The organism is Martinezella calliandrae, assembly GCF_030272695.1.
GTDB classification, from domain to species: domain Bacteria; phylum Pseudomonadota; class Alphaproteobacteria; order Rhizobiales; family Rhizobiaceae; genus Rhizobium; species Rhizobium calliandrae.
The window spans coordinates 1-1,169 of the sequence record NZ_JARFYN010000161.1; the positions used below are offsets into that span (position 1 = coordinate 1).

The window sequence follows — 1,169 nt, forward strand, 5'->3', positions numbered from 1 at the left end:
CAGACCCCCGCGCCCTTGGCCTTACCGCACGCCATCTCGCCTATATCATCTATACCTCCGGTTCCACCGGGACACCAAAGGGCGTCATGGTCGAGCATCAGAGCACCGTGAACCTGCTGCATTGGAACAGCGACGTGTTTGCGGAATCCGAGACGAGCCACATCCTGGGTTCCACCTCGATCAGCTTTGACCTGTCCGTCTATGAGTGCTTCGTTCCGCTTTCGCAAGGAGGCACACTGTATCTTGTCGACAATGCGCTGGCATTGGCACAGGCGTCCTTGGATGTCTCCTTGATTAACACAGTCCCTTCGGCGATCGCTTCCCTGCTCGACAAACGGGCCGTGCCAGCTTCGACAAGCGTCATCAACTTGGCGGGCGAACGGCTGAAGGCAGATCTGATCGAGAGGGTCTTTGCGGGCAGTCGCGTTCAAAAGATTTGCAATCTGTACGCTCCTTCCGAGACGACAACCTATTCGACCTGGATCCGCATGGCGAGGGGAGAGGCTGTCGTTGAGACGATCGGCCGTCCGATCGCCAACACGCGGATTTACCTGCTGGACGGCGATGGCGCGCCGGTGCCGTTCGGGGCGGTGGGCGAGCTTTATATCGGCGGGGCCGGCGTTGCCCGCGGCTATCTGAACCGGCCGGAGCTGACGGCCGAGCGGTTCATCGCCAGCCCCTTTGTCGAAGGCGACCGGCTGTACAAGACCGGTGACCTCGGCCGTTATCTGCCGGATGGCAATCTGGAATTCCTCGGCCGCAACGACGAGCAGGTGAAGATCCGCGGCTTCCGCATCGAGCCGGGCGAGATCGCCGCACGGCTTTGCGAGCATGCCCTGGTGCGCGAGGCCGTCGTGGTGGCGCAAGAGGACCGCGCCGGCGACAAGCACCTCGTCGCCTATGTGGTTGCGAGCGAGCATGCCGACGGAGCCGAGGGATCCGACCTTGCCGGCGCCTTGCGCGCGCACGTCAGCGAGCGGCTGCCCGACTATATGGTGCCGTCGGCCTTCGTGCGGCTCGATACCCTGCCGCTGACGCCGAACGGCAAGCTCGACCGCAAGGCGCTGCCTGTTCCCGACGACGACGCCTATGCGCGACGCACCTATGAGGCGCCGCAAGGCGAGATCGAGACGACGCTGGCGCAGATCTGGAGGGAGCTGCTCGGGCTC

Annotated in this window: 1 protein-coding gene; it reads left to right on the forward strand. The window is 63.6% G+C overall.

Annotation, left to right across the window (positions count from 1 at the left end; translation table 11 throughout):
* Positions 1 to 1,169, forward strand: a 1,169-nt coding sequence (locus PY650_RS36490) for an amino acid adenylation domain-containing protein (RefSeq protein WP_285884953.1), incomplete at both ends; no start/stop codon positions are given.